The 1795-nt window shown below is 60.9% G+C and carries 2 protein-coding genes; both read right to left on the bottom strand.

Features of this window, described 5'->3' with window-relative positions; translation table 11 throughout:
• Positions 1–393: 393 nt before the first annotated feature.
• Complete coding sequence (locus tag QW863_RS35945; protein WP_315718672.1) at positions 394–1479, bottom strand: IS110 family transposase; 1086 nt, start codon at positions 1477–1479, stop codon at positions 394–396.
• 89 nt (positions 1480–1568) lie between these two features.
• A partial coding sequence (locus tag QW863_RS35940) for a hypothetical protein (RefSeq protein WP_315770102.1) occupies positions 1569–1795 on the bottom strand: 227 nt, incomplete at its 5' end.

Here is a 1795-nt window from a genome sequence, read left to right as displayed (position 1 = left end):
CTTTTATCTTGCCGGGAGTAATCGGGCGCTTCTCCGCCTTCTGCTCCGACATGATCGTCTCCTCTGCTTGATATTATACGGCTGCACACGAGCGGTCGACAACATGGCATTGGTCCGGCTTTCGTCGTGATCTCGGGGTGATGACATCTGGTGGTCCATCCAGGAGTTCGTGCTCAACCCCGCCTGCCAAGCGGGCGCACATGTCGTCGTCAGGATCGCGGGGCAACACAGACACAGTAGCGCGCTCGACGTCTCAATCGAGCTGTCGTCGCCGGCAAGATAGCGTGCTCTCCGCATCCGCTTCGATCCACCAAATGCCTCTCCGCCGATCGGCGGAAGCTCAGCCAATCTTCTGTCGTCGCACCGTCTGCCAGACGGCGCTCGCCAGAGCTCTCACATAGCGGCGGCGAGCGCCGTCGGGTTGTTAAGACTCGGTTCAGCGGCACTTTCATCTTCGGCTGCGAACCGGAACACAGATCCGTCGATCCACATGCGATGCATGACCACCGCCAGCTTACGCGCGACGGCCACCACCGCGCGCTTGTGGCCACGCTTGGCTGCGATCCGGACACCCCAGGCCTTGATGCCGCACCATTGCTTGGAACGCACCAGCATCGCGCTCGCCGCCTCGTAGAGTACAGTGCGAACCTCCCCATCGCCGCACTTCGAAATGTGCCCTTCGATGTCGATCGATGTGCCCGTCTGTATGCGCCGGGAGGTCAGCCCAAAATGCGCCCCTACGGTCTTGGACTTGCTGAACCGGTGCGGATCGTCGATCGCTGCCTTGAAGGTCAAAGCAGTCACGGGACCAACGCCTGGAATGGCGCAGAAGCGCCGGCAGAGCTCGTCCCGTCCGACCATTTGAACCAGCAAGTCGTGCAGCCTCTTGTACTCGGCCCATAGTGCTTCCCAGGCCCGTAACATGCATTCCGTTATGCCCCCAATCAGACTGTCATGAGCCACCAGGTCTCGCACCCGCGCCGTAAACGACGCCCGCTGAACCCGCGGTCCAACCAACAGACCGAACACCTTCAGCGACTGTCTGATTTCGTTTTCGATGTCGAGCAGCTTGCGCTTGAGCGTCCGCCGGTGACCGAGAAGCAGCCGTAGTTTATGGCTCTCCGGGCTCTTGACGTGGACCGGTCGATACCAGCCCGCCCGCACCAGATGCGCTAGACCGCGCGCGTCATTCTTGTCGGTCTTGTTGCGCTGCGCCTGCAGGGCCGCCGCTGCCTGCCGTGCTTCCAACAGCACCATGGGAAGGCCCAGGGACACGAGCTCACGGTGCAGCCAAGGTGCTACACTGCCTGCTTCATGGCCGACCTTGTCGAGCCGCGGCAGATACGGCGCAAGCGCTTCAAAGATGATCGCCGGATCGGTCAAAACGCTGGCTTCGAACACAATGGTGCCGTCGCGGCTGTTCATGACACAGATCGCGGTCTTGGTGCTCGAGGTGTCGAGCGCTGCTGAGAGTTTCATCGGCGGACGTCCTCTTCGGCGAATCAATGTTGATCCACCGCAATGCTGCGCCTTTGCCGTCAACACTGTCTCGTCTTGCGCGCGCCCGATTACGCCGACACTTTAATCGGCCGGGGGTAACCGTCCGGTCTCTGCACACCTTCCCCCTCGTGTGTGTTGTCGTTCCATTTCGAGTTCTCTGCTGCTGTGGAGAATCTCCGGTGGGATCCAAACATTTCAAGAACAGAGCTCGCCGCGAATGGTGGTCGCTGCACATCGAAGCGTGGCGTCGGAGCGGTCTCGGGATCCGCAAATACTGCCAGCAACAACGTCTGAC

The sequence above is a fragment of the Bradyrhizobium sp. SZCCHNR1017 genome (assembly GCF_032381375.1).
Taxonomy (GTDB): domain Bacteria; phylum Pseudomonadota; class Alphaproteobacteria; order Rhizobiales; family Xanthobacteraceae; genus Bradyrhizobium.
Note: the sequence above shows the minus strand (reverse complement) of the source record. Positions and strands in the feature narration are given on the sequence as shown.

Excerpts from the sequence above, each read along its gene's own strand:
- QW863_RS35945 (WP_315718672.1), bottom strand. The coding sequence starts at position 1,479 with ATGAAACTCTCAGCAGCGCTCGACACCTCGAGCACCAAGACCGCGATC.